The organism is Pseudomonas wadenswilerensis (genome assembly GCF_024749185.1).
GTDB lineage: Bacteria > Pseudomonadota > Gammaproteobacteria > Pseudomonadales > Pseudomonadaceae > Aquipseudomonas > Aquipseudomonas wadenswilerensis.
Map to the genome: position 1 here is coordinate 3,126,603 of NZ_CP087191.1, position 16,990 is coordinate 3,143,592.

A 16,990-nucleotide genomic window follows, 5' to 3' on the forward strand; every position below is an offset into this window, starting at 1 on the left:
GCCTTCAAGGACTTGTACGGCGCAGCGGGCAATGCGCTGGCAGGCCTGCTCCAGGCGTTCGCTATCAAGTACCAGGCCAAAGCGCAGGTGCCCAGCGGCGCTGGGGCCGAAAGCATCACCGGCCAGCACCGACACCCCATGTTCCTCCAGCAGGCGCTCGGCAAAGGCCTGGGCGCCGATTCCGGTCTCGCGGATATCAATCATCACGAACATGCCGCCATCGGGCTTGTGCACGCGGATACCCGGGCAGCCTTCGAGGCTGGCGCAAACCCGGTCGCGCCGCTCGCGGTAGGTTTCGCGCATCTGCCGCACCTCGGGCAGATCCTGCTCCAACGCCACCTGGGCGGCGTTCTGGATAAAGTCCGGCAAGCCATAGAGCATGCACAGGGCCAGGTTGCCCAGGTGCTCGGCCAATACCTGCGGACCAATCACCCAGCCTACCCGCCAACCGGACATCGCGTGGGACTTGGACAGGCTGTTGATGGTCGCGCTGCGTGCGGCCATGCCCGGCAGGCTCGCCGGGCTGAAATGCTCGCCCTCAAACAGCAGCTCGCTGTACACCTCATCGGAGATCAGCCACAGGTCGTGGTCGATGCACAACTGCGCCAGGCGCTGCCAGGTAGCCTTGGGCAGGCTCGCGCCGGAGGGGTTGTGCGGACTGTTGAGCAGCAAGGCGCGCGTGCGTGCGGTGATCAGCCGGGCGACATCGTCGGGGTCGACCCGAAAGCCCTGCTCCGGGTGCACCGGCACCGGTACCACCCTCGCGGCGCAGGCGCCGAACACGGCCTCATAGGTGACGTACATCGGCTCGGCGACGATGACTTCGTCACCCGGGTCGAACAGGCACTGGGCCACGCCATACAGCGCGCATTGCGCACCGGCCAGCACCACGACTTCCAGCGGGTCGACCGGCTGCCCACTGCGGCGGGTGTGGTGAGCGGCGATGGCGCTGCGCAAAGCCTCGCTGCCGCGCACGTCGGAATAATGGGTATGGCCGGCACGCAGGCTGTCGATGGCGGCGTCGACGATGGGTTGTGGCGTATCGAAATCCGGGTCACCGATCGATAGCAGGATGATATCCCGGCCCTGGCCTTGCAGTTCGACGGCGCGGTAGTGAATGTTCCAGGCTGCAGCACCGTCACCGGCGATACGTTGGGTGAGCGCGGAATAACGCATGGACGGTCTCCTTGACTGAACCTGGACGCGCCATTGGTCTGAAACTCCCTGGCAAGCATCCCAGCCGACTGCCGGTAAAAATAGCAGAACGGTATTGCCCGACGCGGGGAAATATTCCGTGCAAACGTTTGCCTGGCAAACAAATGTGTTCGCCCTGCCCTGCACCGCGCGTGACCTGGGTCAAACAAACGAAAAACCGTCATGATCGGCGGCGGACACTGATGCCGGTGATGCTATGTTTAGGTTTCTGTCCGGGTCACCTCGGCCCGCCCACTCTTGCGTGAGGTTCACCGTACAAGGAGGCCGGCATGAACAAGCTGACGTTCCCCAACGCCTGCCAGATGATGCGCTGGCATTTTCATCCGCTGGGCTTCGAGGCCAGCATGGACGCTCCGCGAAGCATGGTTGCGCGCCTGTTCGACCGGGCCACCGGCGAAACCCTGCTGGCGATTGCCGGCATTCCCTGTGCCACGCTGATGCAGGCGGCTGACGTCGAACGCATCATCGAAGCGGTGGAGGCGGAACTCGACGCCTTCGAACCCTCCTGCAACCTGCGCGCCGTCGGCTGATCAGCTGGCGGCCAGGGGCTCGCGCCCTCGCTCGATATCGGCAATGAAGCGCTCGGCCGGCTGTGGCTGGCCGAGCAGGTACCCTTGCAAGGAATCACAACCCAGCCGGGTCAGGAAGCTCTGCTGGCGATCGGTCTCTACGCCTTCGGCAACAATCCGCAACCCCAATGCCTGCCCTAGCGCGACAATCGCCGAGACGATGGCGGCATCGTCGCTGTCCTGCTCCAGGTCGCGAACAAAGCCACGGTCGATCTTCAGCTCGTTGGCCGGCAGACGCTTGAGGTACATCAGGCTCGAATAGCCGGTGCCGAAGTCGTCGATGGACAGGTCCACCCCCATGTCTGCAAGCTGTTGCAACACTTGCATGCTGGCGTCGGCATCGCGCATGGCGGTGGTTTCGGTGATCTCCAGGGTCAGGCTGTTGGCCGGCAACTGATGGCGCTCCAGGACCTTGGCCACGCTCTCGACCAGCCCGCTGTGGCAGAACTGGATGGCCGAGAGGTTCACGGCGATGCGCCAGTCGCTGTGGCCCTGGTCGATCCAGATGCGCATCTGCCGACAGGCCTCGTCCAGTACCCACTCGCCAATGGGGATGATCAACCCGGTTTTCTCCGCCTGGACGATAAAGCGGTCCGGCAGCAGCAGGCCGTGCTGCGGGTGTTCCCAGCGCAGCAGCGCTTCGGCACCGATCGGCTGGCAGTTGTGGGCATCGAACTTGGGCTGGTAATACAGGCGGAACTGGCCCTGCTCCAGGGCCACGCGCAAATCCTGCAGCAGTTGCAACTGCAGGCGCGCGTTGCTGTTCATTGACACGTCGAAGAAGCTGTAGCCGTTCTTGCCGGCGCTCTTGGCGTGGTACATGGCGGCATCGGCGTTGCGCAGCAGCTCGTGCTGGTCGATGCCATTACCCGGGTACAGGACGATACCGATGCTCGCCGAGATCTGCAGGTTCTGCTCGGCAACGCGAAAGCTGCGCGAGATCAGGTTGACCTGCTTGGCCGCCACGCCCACGGCGTCATCGGCTTCCTGCAGGTCCACCAGCAGCACGAACTCATCGCCGCCGATCCGCGCCAGGGTGTCCTGGCTATGCAGATGTCCGCGCAGGCGCAGGGCGACTTCCTTGAGCAACTGGTCGCCCATATGGTGGCCGAAGGCATCGTTGACCGGCTTGAAGCCATCCAGGTCGATGAACATCAGGGCGAAACAGCCACCCTGCTCGGCCACCTTGCTGATCGCCTGGTCGATTCGGTCGGCCAGCAGCGTGCGGTTGGGCAGGCCGGTGAGCGTGTCGTGCAGGGCCAGTTGGGTGAGTTCCTGATTGGCCAGGGTCAGCGAACGGGCAAGTTCGGCGGTCCGGGCTTCCAGGCGAGCATCCAGCACCGAGGTCAGCAAGGCCGCGGCCAGCACCGCCAGGGTGGTAATCAGCACCAGGTAATCCAGGCCGTTGCCGCTCAGGCCATTACCCAGGGCGCCGCAGTAACTGCCTTCAGGGAAGTTCGCCGCGGCCATGCCGGTGTAATGCATGCCGACGATTGCCACGCCCATGACGATCGCCGCGCCGCCACGGATCTGCCGCACGTAGAGGGTCTGCTGGCGCAGGCGGAAGGCGATCCACAAGGCCGCCGCCGAAGCGCCGACGGCGATCAGCAACGAGGCGCTGAACAACGTGGGGTCGTAGTCGATGCCCGGCGCCATGCGCAGCGCGGCCATGCCGGTGTAATGCATGCTGCTGATACCGGTGCCCATGATCAGTGCGCCAAAACCCAGCTGCAACCAGGGCAAGGTCGGCTGGCTGACCAGCCACAGGGCAAAGCCCGACGACAGCCCGGCGATCAGCAGCGACAGCAAGGTCAGGGTAATGTCATAGCCCAGCTCGATCGGCAGGCTCAGGGCGAGCATGCCGATAAAGTGCATCGACCAGATCCCGGTGCCCATGGCCAGCGCCCCGCCAGCGATCCACAGGTACACCGCACGGCCCTTGGCGGTGGTGATCCGGCCGGTCAGGTCAAGGGCGGTATACGAAGCAAGGATGGCCACACACAGCGAAATCAATACCAGCGAAGAAGAGTAACTACCGATCAGCATGAGGCCTTCCACAACCCGTAGACCGGGCACTGGCAAGGCCCGGATAAAAGCCGATGATTGTACTCAACCTTTGGCGAAACGCACGGAGTTTCGGTGGAAGATGGCAATAACGAATCATCGCCTCTTCAGATAATTTCTAGAATATATTTATCATATAAAACAGTAAGTTAAGATCAAAAATTAAAGCCATATGGCAGAATTCAATGCAATCTGCATCGAAAGCCGCCATACCGAACATATGACTTTAACAAATTTATCTATTCACTTGTTTTATAAGGATTTATCTTCATCTTCCCGCTCAACAAACGCCGCCTGCGAGTCCCAGCCACCACCCAGCGCCGCAATTAACTGCACGCTGGCCACCAGCCGCCCCTGCAGCAGGTTGAGCACGCTGCGCTCGTTGCTCAGGGCGGTGGTCTGCACGTTGACCACGTCCAGGTAGGCGATCAGCCCGGCCTTGTACTGGTTGTTGGTCAGGCGCAGGGATTCGCGGGCCGAGTCCAGGGCTTCGCTGCGCACCCGGGCTTCGTCTTCGTAGACCTTGAGCTGCACCAGGTAGTTTTCCACTTCCTTGAAGCCGTCGAGCACGGTCTGGCGGTACTGGGCCACGGTCTGGTCGTAGACCGCTTCGCTGCGGTCCACTTCGGCGGCGCGCTGGCCGGCGTCGAACAGGGTCATGGCCAACTGCGGGCCGACCGACCAGAAGCGATTCGGCAGGCTGATCCAGTCGCTGAAGCTGCTACTGCTGTAGCCACCGCTCATGCTCAGGGTCAGGTCCGGGAAGTAGGCGGCGCGGCCCACGCCGATGCTGGCGTTGGCCGACATCACGTTGCGCTCGGCCTTGGCGATGTCGGGGCGGCGTTCCAGCAGTTGCGAGGGCAAGGCCAGCGGTACCTGCGGCAGTGCCGGGATGTCCTTGCTGTCGGCCAGGGCGAACTCGGCCGGGACCTTGCCCAGCAGCACGGCGATAGCGTTTTCCAGTTGCGCGCGCTGCCACACCAGGTCGATCAGGTCGGCCTGGGTGCTTTTCAGCTGGGTTTGCGCCTGGGCTACCGCGTCCTTGCCCGAGACGCCGGCACGGTACTGGTTCTCGGTCATTTTCAGCGAACGCTCATAGGCCTCGACGGTGGCCTCGAGCAGGCGCTTCTGCTCGTCGAGCACCCGCAGCTGCAGGTAGTTCTGCACCAGCTCCGACTGCAGGCTCAGGCGGATCGCCGCCATGTCGGCAAGGCTGGCCTCGGCGCTGGCCTGGTTGGCGGCCAGGCCGTCACGCAGCTTGCCCCACAGGTCGGCCTCCCAGCTCACCCCCAGCTGGGTGCTATAGGTGTTGCGGATGCCGCTGCTGTTGTTGCTCAGGCTCGAGCTTGAGCTGCCGGTGCCCTGGCTGGAACGGGTCTTGCCGGCCGACAGGTCGAGGCTTGGGAACAGTGCGCCACGGGCGCTGCGCACCAGGGCCTGGGCCTGGCGGTACTGGGCTTCGTACTGGGCGACGGTCTGGTTGCTGGCATTGAGCTGCTCGACCAGGCCATTGAGCTGGGCGTCGCCGTACAGCTCCCACCAGGCGCCGCGGGCAATGGCGTCCGAAGGGTTGGCCTGGGTCCAGCCTTCGGCGTGCTTGAACGCCACCGGCGCCGGGGTCTCGGGCCGGTGGTAATCCGGGCTCAGGGTACAAGCGCTGAGCATCGCCAGGCACAGGGCCGAGGCCAGCAGGCGCGAGCCGCGGGCAGCCAGCAGCGGCTGCAGCGAACGGTCGGAAAAAAGCGGACGTCGGGTCATAGCGGGGTTTCCAAAGCAGCGTCGGTACGCACGCCGCGCCAGCGGTTGAAGCGATGGCGCAGGCGGTCCAGATAGAGGTAGACCACCGGGGTGGTGTAAAGCGTGAGGATCTGGCTGAAGACCAGCCCGCCGATGATGGTCAGGCCCAGTGGCTGGCGCATCTCGGCGCCTTCAGCGTGGCTGAGCAGCAGCGGCAAGGCGCCGAGGATGGCCGCCAGGGTAGTCATCAGGATCGGCCGCAGGCGCAGCAGGCAGGCACGGCGGATCGACTCCTCCGGGCTCAGGTGCTCGTGACGCTCCAGTTGCAGGGCCAGGTCGATCATCATGATCGCGTTCTTCTTCACCACGCCGATCAGCAGGAACAAGCCGAGCAGGGAGATCAGGCTGAACTCGCTGCCGACCACGTAAAGGGTCAGCAAGGCCCCTACCCCGGCCGATGGCAGCGTCGAGAGGATCGTCAGCGGGTGAATGTAGCTTTCGTAGAGGATGCCCAGCACCAGGTACACCGCCAGCAAGGCGCCGAGGATCATGAACGGCTGGCCCTTCTGGCTTTCGGCGAAGGCATCGCCGGTACCGCCGAGCTTGGCGATCACGTCCTCGGGCAGGCCGACCTTGGCCACCGCCCGCTCCACCGCAGCCAGGGCCTGGTCCTGGCTGTAGCCTTCGGCGATGTCGAAGTTGATGCTCTCGGAGGCGAACTGGTCCTCGTGGCTGACGCGGTCGTCGGCCAGGCTGTTCTCGTAATGGGCGAAGGTGGCCAGCGGCACCCTTGCGCCATCGGCAGTAATCACCTGGACCTGCTCCAGGGTACGCGGGTCCTGGGCGTACCTGGGGTTGATCTCCATCACCACCTGATACTGGTTGAGGCTGTCGTAGATGGTCGAAATCTGCCGCTGGCTATAGGCGTTGTTGAGCACCGAGGTGACCATGCTCATGTCGATGCCCAGGCGCTTGGCCTGCTCGCGGTCGACCACCAGGGTTATCTGCTGGGTGCCACCCCCCTCGCGGGCGTCGATGGCAGTCAGCTCCGGCAGCGCCTTGAACGCGGCGACCACCTTCGGGTACCACTCGCGCAGGGCCGACAGTTCGCTGCTTTGCAGGGTATAGAGGAACTGCGAGCTGCTCTGGTCGCGGCCGCCACCGAACTGCAGGTCCTGGTCGGCCATCAGGAACAGCCGCCCGCCGGGCACCTTGGGCATCTCTTTGCGCAGGCGCTCGATGATCTTCTGCGCCGACACCTTGCGCTCGCTGAGCGGCTTGAGGCGCACGATCACCATGGCGTTGTTGGTGCCGCTGTTGCCGCCGATGAAGCCGGCGACGCTTTCCACCGCCGGGTCGGCCAGCAAGGCGCGGCGGTAGATTTCCATCTTCGGCTGCATCACCTGGAACGACAGGCCGTCGTCGCCGCGGACAAAGCCCATCAGCTGGCCGGTGTCCTGCTGCGGCAGGAAGGTCTTGGGCACCACCACGTACAAGGCAATGTTGACCGCGATGGTCACCAGCAGGCTCAGCAGGGTCAGGCGCCGGTGGCGCATCACCCAGTCCAGGCTGCGCCCGTAACCGGCCATCATGCGCTGGTTGAGCTGCGCGCTCCAGCGTTGCAGGCGAGTCTGCTCGCCCTCTGGCTGGGCTTTGAGCCAGCGTGCGCAGAGCATCGGCGTGAGGGTCAGGGAGACCAGCAGCGACACCAGGATCGCCACCGCCAGGGTGATGGAGAACTCGCGAAACAGCGAACCGACGATACCGCCCATGAACAGGATCGAGACGAACACCACCACCAGCGACAGGTTCATCGACAGCAAGGTGAAGCCGACTTCCTTGGAGCCCAGGTACGCGGCGCGCATCGGCGGCACGCCCTCGTCGATATGCCGGGAAATGTTCTCCAGCACCACGATGGCGTCGTCGACCACCAGGCCGGTGGCGAGAATCAGGGCCATCAGCGACAGGTTGTTCAGCGAGAAGCCGCACAGGTACATGGCCGCAAACGTGCCGACCAGCGACACCGGCACCGCCAGGGTCGGGATCAACGATGCGCGCAGGTTGCCAAGGAACAGGAACACCACCAGGACCACCAGCACCACGGCGATGATCAGGGTGTGCTCGGCTTCCTTGAGGGTCGCCTTGATCACCGGCGAGCGGTCCATGGCCACGTCCAGCTTGACGCTGGCGGGCATCAGCGACTCCAGGGCCGGCAGCTGCTCCTTGATCTTGCTTACGGTCTCGATGATGTTGGCGCCGGTCTGGCGATTGATCACCAGCAGCACCGCGTCCTGATCGTTGAAGAACCCGCTGTTGTAGCGGTTCTCCACCGCGTCGCTGAGCTTGGCCACGTGGCTCAGGCGCAGCACCGCGCCGTCCTGGTAGCGAATCACCAGGGGCTCGTAGTCCTTGGCTTTCTCCAGTTGGTCGTTGGCCTGCACCTGCCAGTTGCGCTGGCCATCTTCGATAAAGCCCTTGGGCCGGCGCTGGTTGGCATTGGCGATGGTCTGGCGCACGTCATCGAGGGCCACGCCATACTGGTTGAGCAACTGCGGCTCGAGTTCGACGCGCACCGCCGGCAGCGAACTGCCGCCGATCTGCACCTCGCCTACCCCCGGCACCTGGGACAGGCTCTGGGACAGGATGGTCGAGGCCAGGTCGTACAACTGGCCCTTCTGCAGCACGCTGGAGGTCAGTGCCAGGACCATGATCGGCGCCTGGGACGGATTGTATTTCTTGTAGGTGGGCATGCTGCGCATGCCGCTGGGCAACAGGTTGCGCGAGGCGTTGATGGCGGCCTGCACCTCGCGCGCCGCCGCGTCGATGTCACGGCCCTGGTCGAAGCCGAGGATTACCCGGGTCGAGCCCTGGCTGGAACTGCTGGTCAGGGTGTTGACCCCGGAGATCGCGCCCATGGAGCGCTCCAGCGGCGTGGCCACGGTCGAGGCCATGACCTCGGGGCTGGCGCCCGGCAGGCTGGCCTGGACCACGATCACCGGGAACTCGATCTGCGGCAGCGGCGCCACCGGCAACAGGCCGAAGCTGACGCCACCCAGCAGCATGATTGCCAGGCTCAGCAGCATCGTCGCCACTGGGCGGGCGATGAACGGAGCTGAGAGGTTCATGGGTGGCTCCAGTTGCAAGCTGCAAGCTGCAAGCTGCAAGCAACTTGAGGTGACCTTCGATGCACAGATCGAACACCGGACCGCTTGCAGCTTGCAGCTTGCGGCTTGCAACTGGAGCCGATCATACCAAGTCTCCGGTCAAGCCACGGGAGCGAAGGCGCCTCGACAACCGATCAAAGTACAAGTAGATGACCGGCGTGGTGAACAGCGTCAGCACCTGGCTGACCAGCAGCCCACCGACCATCACCAGGCCCAGCGGCTGGCGCAGCTCGGCGCCGGAACCGGTGGCGAGCATCAGCGGGATGGCGCCGAACAGCGCCGCCAGGGTGGTCATCAGGATCGGCCGGAAGCGCAGCAGCGCCGCCTGGTAGATCGCCGCCTCGGGCGCCATGCCCTGGTTGCGCTCGGCCTCCAGGGCGAAGTCGATCATCATGATCGCGTTCTTCTTGACGATACCAATGAGCAAAATGATGCCGATGATGGCGATCATGCCCAGGTCGTTGCCCGAGAGGATCAACGCCAGCAAGGCGCCCACCGCCGCCGACGGCAAGGTCGAAAGGATGGTCACCGGGTGGATGTAGCTCTCGTACAGCACACCGAGCACGATGTACATGGTCACCACCGCCGCCAGGATCAGCAGCAAGGTGCTCGACAGCGAGGCCTGGAAGGCTTCCGCCGCGCCCTGGAAGCGGGTTTGCACGCCCACCGGCATGCCGATGTCCTGCTGCACCTGCTCGATGACCTTGACCGCCTCACCCAGGGCCACGCCATCGCCCAGGTTGAACGACATCATCACCGCCGGGAACTGGCCGATATGGGCAATCGCCAGTTGCGCCTGGCGCTGCTCGATGCGCGCCAGGCTCGACAGCCGCACCTGGCCGCCGTCGCTGGCCTTGACGTGAATCTGCTCCAGCACCTGCGGGCCGATGCTGGACGCGGCCTCGGCCTGCAGCACCACGCGGTACTGGCTGGCCTGGGTGTAAATGGTCGAGATCTGCCGCTGACCGAAGGCGTCGTACAGGGCGTTGGTGATGTCGGCGACGTTGATGCCCAGGCGGCTGGCAGCGTCGCGGTCGATCACCAGGAACACCTGCAGGCCCTTGTCCTGCAGGTCGCTGGCGACATCCGTCAGCTCCGGGCGCTGCTGCAGGGCATCGACCAGCTTGCCGCTCCACTGCGCCAGCAGCTCGGCATCGGGCGATGACAAACTGAACTGGTACTGGGTGCGGCTGACCCGGTCTTCGATGCTCAAGTCCTGCACCGGCTGCATGAACAGGCGGATGCCGACCAACTTGTCGACCTCCCCCTGCAAGCGGGCAATTACCTGGGTAGCAGTGAGGTCACGCTCGCCATGGGGCTTGAGGTTGATCAGCAGGCGGCCGCTGTTGAGGGTGGCGTTGTCACCATCGACGCCGATATAGGACGACAGGCTCTGCACCGCCGGGTCCTTGAGGATCACTGCGCTGAGCTCCTGCTGGCGCTGGCTCATGGCGGTGAACGACACCGACTGCGGTGCCTCGGAAATACCCTGGATCACCCCGGTGTCCTGCACCGGGAAAAAGCCCTTGGGCACCACCAGGTACAGCAGCACGGTCAGCCCCAGGGTCGCCACGGCCACCAGCAGGGTCAGCGGCTGGTGCCTGAGCACCCACTGCAGGCCGCGGCCGTAGTAGTCGATCATCCAGTCGATCCAGGCACCGCTGGCCCGGTAGAAGCGCCCTTGTTCTTCTTCCTTGGGCTCGCGCTTGAGCAAGCGCGCGCACATCATCGGCGTCAGGGTCAGCGACACCACCAGGGAAATCAGGATCGCCACCGCCAGGGTAATGGCGAACTCGCGGAACAGCCGGCCGACCACGTCGGCCATGAACAGCAGCGGGATCAGTACCGCGATCAATGAGAAGGTGAGCGAAATCAGGGTGAAACCGATTTGCCGGGCGCCCTTGAGCGCGGCTTGCATCGGCGTTTCGCCCTCTTCGATATGCCGCGAGATGTTCTCCAGCATGACGATGGCATCGTCGACCACAAAGCCGGTGGCAATGGTCAGGGCCATCAGGGTCAGGTTGTTGATCGAAAAGCCGGCCAGGTGCATGACCGCAAAGGTGCCGATCAGCGACAGCGGCACGGCCACCGAGGGAATGAGGGTGGCACTGAAGCGGCGCAGGAACACGAAAGTGACCATGACCACCAGGACAATGGCGATCAACAGCTCGTGGCGCACGTCCTTGACCGAGGCGCGGATGGTCTGGGTGCGGTCGGTAAGCACGCTGACGTCGAGGCCCGCCGGCAGGTTGTCGGTGATCGACGGCAGCATGGCCTTGATCCGGTCGACCACCTCGATGACATTGGCCCCGGGTTGGCGCTGGATGTTCAGCAGCACTGCCTGGTTCTGGTTGGCCCAGGCCGCCAGGCGCTCGTTCTCGGCGCCGTCGACGATCTCGGCGACGTCTTTCAGGCGCAGCGGCGCGCCGTTGTTGTAGGCGAGGATCAGGTTGGCGTATTCCTCGGGCGAACGCAGCTGGTCGTTGGCGTCGAGCATCGATACCCGGGTCGGGCCATCGAAGTTGCCTTTGGGCTGGTTGACGTTGGAAGCGCCGATCAGGGTGCGCACGTCAGCCAGGTTCAGCCCGGCCGAAGCCAGGGCGTCGGGGTTGACCTTGATCCGCACCGCCTGGCGCTGGCCGCCGGCGATGCTGACCATGCCGACGCCGCCAATCTGGGCGATCTTCTGTGCCACCCGGGTGTCGACCAGGTCGTTGAGCTTGGGCAACGGCATGGTTTTCGACGAAATCGCCAGGGTCAGCACCGGTGTGTCTGCCGGGTTGACCTTGTTGTACACCGGCGGTGCCGGCAGGTCGCTGGGCAGCAGGTTGCTGGCAGCGTTGATCGCCGCCTGCACCTGTTGCTCGGCAACGTCCATGTTCATGTCCAGGCTGAAGCGCAGGGTCAGCACCGAGGCGCCACCGGAGCTGGTCGAGGCCATCTGGGTCAGCCCGGGCATCTGCCCGAACTGGCGTTCAAGCGGCGCGGTGACCGCGCTGGTCATCACCTGTGGGCTGGCGCCGGGGTACAGGGTCATGACCCGGATGGTCGGGTAATCGACCTGGGGCAGTGCCGCCACCGGCAGCATCTTGTAGGCGATCAGGCCGGCCAGAACGATGGCCAGCATGCTCAGGGTGGTCGCCACCGGGCGCAGGATGAACAGCCGCGAGAGGTTCATGCGCCGGCCTTGCCCTGTTCAGCGGGAGCGACGGAGGCGTCTTTTTTATCCTGGCCCTGCAGGTGCTGGCCGGGAGTGACCGGTACTTCGGCGCTGTCGTTGACCACCTCGACGTCACTGCCATCACGCAGGCGGTCGGTGCCTTCGAGCACTACCCGCTCGCCCTGGGCCAGGCCCTCGTTGACCACGGTGTGGTCGCCATCGCTGGCGCCGAGGGTAAGTTTGCGGATACGCACCTTGTTGTCGCCTTCCATGACATAGACGAACGAGCCGTCGGTGCCAAACTGGATCGCCGCTGACGGTGCCAGCACCACGCCCTTCAGGGTATCGGCCAGCAGCCGCACGTTGACGAACTGGTTGGGGAACAGCGCTTCGTCCTGGTTCTCGAAGAAGGCCTTGAACTTCAGGGTGCCGGTGGTGGTGTCGATCTGGTTGTCGAGGCTGCGCAGCACGCCGACTGCCTGTTGCTTGATATCGCCACGGTCCCAGGCTTCAACGGGCAGCTGAGCGCCGCTGCGATAACGCGCCAGCACCGTGTTCAGCTCCGTTTCAGGCAAGGTGAAGGCCACGGTGATCGGCTGGGTCTGGGTGATGACCACCAAGGCGGTGGTGTCGTTGGCCGCCACCAGGTTGCCGACGTCAAGCTGGCGTAAGCCCAGGCGGCCGTTGATCGGCGCGCGGATACGGGTGAAGTCGAGGTTGAGCTTGGCGTCACCCACCGCCGCCTGGTTGGTCTTGATCGTGCCCTGGTACTGGCCGACCAGTGCTTCCTGGGTGTCCAGCGTCTGCTTGGCGATGCTGTCTTCGGCGTACAGGCCTTTATAACGCTGCAGGTCGATCTGGGCGTTTTTCAACTGCGCCTGGTTCTGCGCCAGCGTGCCTTCGGCCTGTTGCAGGGCGATCTGGTAAGTGCGCGGGTCGATCTCGGCCAGCAGGTCACCGGCCTTGACCTTCTGCCCTTCCTGGAAATTGACCTTGACCAGCTCGCCGCCCACCCGGCTGCGCACGTTCACCGTGTTGGTCGCGGTCACCGTACCCAGGGCCTTGAGGTACACCGGGAAATCACCCACCGTCGCCGATTCAACCCGTACCGGCACCGGCCCACCGAACGCGCCAAAGCCCGGCCGCCCGCCCTTGCCGCCTGGCGCAGCGCCGGCCTTTTGCGCGGCCGGCGACGGCCACAGCCACCAGCACAGGCCGGCGACCAGCAACAGGATCAGCAGGCCGACAAGCCAGCGACGAGGGGAACGGGAACGAGAAAGCATCGGGTGATCGACCATTGTGCGGGAAAGAATTCTTTTGAGGAGGCTGAACGATAAGCACTGAAGACGGATAAGCAAAGCGCCTTTACCGGCACTTTACCTTGAGCTTACGTTGCTAAAGTAATGAACTATAAATAAAAACGGCCTGGACGAGGGCCAGGCCGCAACAACTCTTAGCAATTATTAACAATAATCGCGTCGCCTTCATCGCCGGCAAGGCCGGCTCCCACAGGAACAGCGTACGCAGGTGCATTGTGGGAGCTGGCCTTGCCAGCGATGGGCTGCGCAGCAGCCCCGGCGGGGTCGCTATTACTTCAGGACTGCCAAAGCAGCCTCATAGTTTGGTTCTTCGGCGATTTCGCCAACCAGCTCGCTGTGCAGCACCTTGTCGTTCTCATCCAGCACCACCACGGCACGGGCAGTCAGGCCGGCCAGCGGGCCGTCGGCGATTTCAACGCCGTAGTTGCCGAAGAACTCACGGCCGCGCAGCAGCGACAGGTTCTGTACGTTCTCCAGGCCTTCAGCACCGCAGAAGCGCGCTTGAGCGAATGGCAGGTCAGCGGAGATGCACAGCACGACGGTGTTGTTCAGTTCACCAGCCTTCTTGTTGAAGGTGCGCACGGAAGTCGCGCAGGTCGGGGTATCGACGCTTGGGAAGATGTTCAGCACTTTGCGCTTGCCGGCCAGGGAGGCCAGGGTCACGTCGGCCAGGCCAGCACCAACCAGGGAAAACGCAGGTGCCTGGGCGCCTACTTTCGGCAGTTCGCCTTTGACCTGAACCGGGTTGCCTTTGAGAGTCACTTGAGCCATGAACGAAGTCCTTATGCGGGGGTGAGTAAAGGACCAGAGTTAACCATGAAAGTGCCCGTCTACCTATGGGCCAGTGTTAAATTGTTGAATTGCCAGACAACTTTTGTGGACAATCTTTAGTTGTTCGGGAGCCGATTGCCGGCTCCCGAACCCAGCGGTTTAACTCAGCAGCGAGTAAACCAGCGCCGAAATGGCCACCAGGCCCACGGCGACGACGAAGACGTTGGACATCTGCCCGCGGTACTTGCTCATGGCCGGCACCTTGCGGATGGCGTACATCGGCATCAGGAACAGGATCGCGGCAATGACCGGGCCGCCGAAGCTTTCGATCATGCCGAGAATGCTCGGGTTGAGGGTGGCGACGATCCAGCAGATGACCAGCATGAAGGCCGCGGTCATGCGATCCAGGGCCTTGGCGCCAGGGCGCTTGCCGGTCTTGACGACCAGGCCCTTGAGGCCTTCGCTGGCGCCAATGTAGTGGCCCAGGAACGACTTGGCGATGGCGATGAAGGCAATCAGCGGCGCGGCGAAGGCGATGGTCGGGTTACTGAAGTGGTTGGCCAGGTACGACAGGATCGACAGGTTCTGCGCCTTGGCCTCGGCCAGTTGCGCCGGGGTCAGGGTCAATACGCAACTGAACACGAAGAACATCACCATGGCCACCATCAGCAGGTGGGCACGGCACAGGATCTGCCCGCTGCGTTCGTCGGCGTGCACGCCATAACGGCGCTTCTGATCAACGGCAAAGGCCGAGATGATCGGCGAATGGTTGAACGAGAAGACCATCACCGGGATCGCCAGCCACAGGGTGTGCAGGAACGCCGAGCCCGATGGCAGTTCGGTAGCAGTGCTAAGGATGCCGCCGTTCCAGTGCGGAATCAGGAACACCGCCAGGAACGCCAGGGCGACGATGAACGGATAGACCAGCCAGCTCATGACCTTGACCGTGGCCTGTTCGCCACAGCGCACGATGGCCAGCAGGCCGAGGATCAGCACAAAGGACAATACCGCGCGCGGTGGCGGCTCGATGTGCAGCTGGTGCTCCATGAAGCTGCCGACGGTGTTGGTCAGGGCCACGCTATAGATCAGCAGGATCGGGAAGATGGCAAGGAAATACAGCAGGGTGATCAGGGCACCGGCGCTGAGGCCGAAATGCTCCTCGACCACGTCGGTGATGTCGGTGCCGTCGCGCCCGGAGAGCACGAAGCGAGTCAGGCCGCGGTGCGCGTAGAAGGTCATCGGGAACGCCAGCAGCGCCAGGATCAGCAGCGGCCAGAAGCCGCCGAGGCCGGCGTTGATCGGCAGGAACAGGGTCCCGGCGCCAATCGCCGTGCCAAACAGGCCCAGCATCCAGGTAGTGTCCTGACGGGCCCAGCTGCCGAGGGCGGCGGGGGTCGATTCGAAGCGTTGTTCAACGCTTGGGGCCTGCTCATTCATCCGGGTGCAACTCCACTCGCAAGACTGCAACAGGGCTGAGAGTGGCGAAACAGACGCCTCACCCCTCTTAGCCATACAAAGAGGGGCGCGATTGTGCGCCGTTTGGTTGCACTTGCAAAGCCCTGGCCGAGGAGTGGTTGCACCTTGGGCTGAAAGCATCGCGGTGCAAGCCCGCTCCCACCGGAACCACCCCATCCTTGAAATCAGGTGAGTAGCGGTGGGAGCGGGCTTGCCCCGCGATTGAAGTGACTTACTGGACCGCAGCGAACGCCTTGGCCACTTGCTGCAGGTTGTCCGGACGCAAGCCGGCCATGCACACCCGGCCGCTGTCGATCAGGTACACCCCGAACTCGTCACGCAGGCGCCGCACCTGCTCGACGCTGAAGCCGGTGTAGCTGAACATGCCGCGCTGGCGCAGGAAGAACTGGAAGTCCTGCCCCGGCAGCAGCTCGGCCAGGGTATCGACCAGAGCCTGGCGCATGTCGAGGATACGCAGGCGCATCTTCTCCACTTCCGCTTCCCACTGGGCGTTGAGCTCAGCATCACCGAGCACCGCGGCCACCAACTGGGCACCGAAGCTTGGCGGGCTGGAGTAGTTGCGGCGCACGGTGGCCTTGAGCTGGCCGAGCACGCTTTGCGCGGTGTCGGCGTCATCACAGACCACCGACAGGCCGCCGACCCGCTCGCCATACAGCGAGAAGATCTTCGAGAACGAGTTGCTCACCAGACACGGCACGCCGGCGCGGGCCACTTCGCGAATGGCATAGGCGTCTTCAGCCAGGCCTTCGCCAAAGCCCTGGTAGGCGATGTCGAGGAACGGGATCAGCTTGCGCGCCTTGACCACTTCAATCACTTGCTGCCATTGCGCCTGGCTCAGGTCGACCCCGGTGGGGTTGTGGCAGCACGGGTGCAACAGGACGACGCTGTTGGCCGGCAAGCCCTTGAGGGTGCCGAGCATGCCGTCGAAGTTGACGCCGCGGCTGGCCGGGTCGAAGTACGGGTAGCTGTTGACCTTGAAACCTGCGCCTTCGAAGATCGCCCGGTGGTTGTCCCAGGTCGGATCACTGACCCACACCTGCGACTCGGGGAAGTAGCGCTTGAGGAAGTCGGCACCGACTTTCAGCGCGCCGGAACCGCCGACCGTCTGCACGGTGGCGACGCGGCCGCTTTCAACGGCTGGATGGCCAGCACCGAACAACAACGCCTGGATCGCCTGGCGGTAGCTGCTCAGGCCTTCCATCGGCAGGTACATCGAGGCTTCGTGAGGCTGGGCGGCAAAGCGCTGCTCGGCTTCGCGCACCGCGGCCAACTGTGGCACCACGCCTGCGGCATCGTAATACAGGCCGATACTCAGGTTGACCTTGGCGGCGCGGGGATCGGCCTTGAAGGTCTCCATCAGGGAGAGAATCGGATCGCCGGCATAGGCATCGACATGTTTGAACACAGCGCACAGCTCCTTGGGTCAGGACAGTTCGGACTAAAAGCTGTGTCGAGGATACCTGTACTGGGGGCTGAGGAACATTACCCTTGGTGCAACTGATCAGTGCATGTGTG

9 protein-coding genes and 1 pseudogene are annotated in these 16,990 nt (G+C 63.9%); 1 reads left to right on the forward strand and 9 read right to left on the reverse strand.

Annotated elements, in window-relative coordinates; all coding sequences use genetic code 11:
• Positions 1-3 precede the first annotated feature (3 nt).
• Positions 4-1,176 (reverse strand): annotated as a pseudogene (locus tag LOY45_RS14305) (pyridoxal phosphate-dependent aminotransferase); the annotation flags it as partial.
• Positions 1,177-1,484: 308 nt separating this feature from the next.
• Between LOY45_RS14305 and LOY45_RS14310 the strand changes: the two are divergent.
• Positions 1,485-1,745 (forward strand): DUF1652 domain-containing protein, encoded by a 261-nt coding sequence (locus LOY45_RS14310; protein ID WP_115086805.1) that lies wholly within the window; start codon positions 1,485-1,487, stop codon positions 1,743-1,745.
• On the opposite strand, the gene LOY45_RS14315 is transcribed toward LOY45_RS14310, so the two are convergent.
• From LOY45_RS14315 to LOY45_RS14350, 8 genes are all read right to left on the reverse strand, one after another.
• A complete protein-coding gene (locus tag LOY45_RS14315) occupies positions 1,746-3,830 on the reverse strand; it encodes a putative bifunctional diguanylate cyclase/phosphodiesterase (RefSeq protein ID WP_115086806.1) in 2,085 nt (694 codons plus the stop codon). It abuts the gene before it with no gap.
• Between the two features lie 270 nt (positions 3,831-4,100).
• Positions 4,101-5,606 (reverse strand): efflux transporter outer membrane subunit, encoded by a 1,506-nt coding sequence (locus tag LOY45_RS14320; RefSeq protein ID WP_258577874.1) that lies wholly within the window; start codon positions 5,604-5,606, stop codon positions 4,101-4,103.
• Complete coding sequence (locus tag LOY45_RS14325; protein WP_233674133.1) at positions 5,603-8,710, reverse strand: efflux RND transporter permease subunit; 3,108 nt, start codon at positions 8,708-8,710, stop codon at positions 5,603-5,605. Before LOY45_RS14325 ends, LOY45_RS14320 begins: the two co-directional genes overlap by 4 nt.
• Before the next feature lie 121 nt (positions 8,711-8,831).
• Complete coding sequence (locus LOY45_RS14330; protein WP_134065059.1) at positions 8,832-11,927, reverse strand: MdtB/MuxB family multidrug efflux RND transporter permease subunit; 3,096 nt, start codon at positions 11,925-11,927, stop codon at positions 8,832-8,834.
• The gene (locus LOY45_RS14335; protein ID WP_115086810.1) at positions 11,924-13,207 is read right to left on the reverse strand and encodes an MdtA/MuxA family multidrug efflux RND transporter periplasmic adaptor subunit; all 1,284 of its coding nucleotides are present in this window, start codon (positions 13,205-13,207) and stop codon (positions 11,924-11,926) included. The genes LOY45_RS14330 and LOY45_RS14335 overlap by 4 nt, the downstream gene beginning before the upstream one ends.
• 291 nt (positions 13,208-13,498) lie before the next feature.
• Entirely contained in the window at positions 13,499-13,999 is a 501-nt protein-coding gene (tpx, locus tag LOY45_RS14340) for a thiol peroxidase (RefSeq protein ID WP_115086811.1), read from the reverse strand.
• A gap of 159 nt (positions 14,000-14,158) precedes the next feature.
• Entirely contained in the window at positions 14,159-15,436 is a 1,278-nt protein-coding gene (locus LOY45_RS14345; RefSeq protein WP_115086812.1) for a serine/threonine transporter, read from the reverse strand.
• 250 nt (positions 15,437-15,686) lie between these two features.
• A complete protein-coding gene (locus LOY45_RS14350; protein WP_258577875.1) occupies positions 15,687-16,880 on the reverse strand; it encodes an amino acid aminotransferase in 1,194 nt (397 codons plus the stop codon).
• Positions 16,881-16,990: the final 110 nt, after the last annotated feature.